Annotated in this window: 1 protein-coding gene; it reads right to left on the bottom strand. The window is 22.4% G+C overall.

What is annotated here, in order from left to right; genetic code table 11:
- A partial coding sequence (locus B0E44_RS18925; protein ID WP_217341278.1) for a hypothetical protein occupies positions 1-326 on the bottom strand: 326 nt, incomplete at its 3' end.
- Between the last annotated feature and the right edge of the window lie 304 nt (positions 327-630).

The raw sequence follows: 630 nt of genomic DNA, 5'->3' as shown, positions 1-630 counted from the left end.
AAATTAGACTGGCTTATCACAAATGATTGATTATATAAATACACATATGTTAAAGAATTTAAATATTCATAAACAGGCTCTCTTTTGATTATCATATTCAGTGATTCAAATACATTATGATAAATTTCTTTGGCTTGATTTTCTAATTTATTCAAATAACAAATAAAACCTAATCTTGTAAAAAGCTCCAAACGATCTTCACCATCATTAATTTCTTTAATTCTTTCAATAATATTATTAAAAAATTCTTCATGAATTTTTGGGATTGAATTTTCAGCAATTTCCTTTTTATTTGCTTTTATAATTGCCTCAAAATTTTTAATCAAAAGATACGTGATTTTATATCTTAAGTTATTGTACAGCATAATATCTTCAGTAGTGTTTTCAGAAAATATTTCTTTTGCGAACCCCTTATCAACTAATGAAATCTTTGAAGCAATAAATTGACAAAAACTGTTTTTTTTGTAACTATCCTGTATAATACTCAACTCTTCCTTAATCATTTTTTTTAGAGTAGAAATATTTTTGTTATAATTCTTATGCTCATTAGAATTATAATAAGTTTTTAATAAAAGTATTTTGAAATATATTTTATAATATGAACTTATTGTATTTTTAGGAGTAAGACAA

Source organism: Flavobacterium sp. A45 (genome assembly GCF_002001005.1).
In the GTDB taxonomy this organism is placed as follows: domain Bacteria; phylum Bacteroidota; class Bacteroidia; order Flavobacteriales; family Flavobacteriaceae; genus Flavobacterium.
Note: the sequence above shows the minus strand (reverse complement) of the source record. Positions and strands in the feature narration are given on the sequence as shown.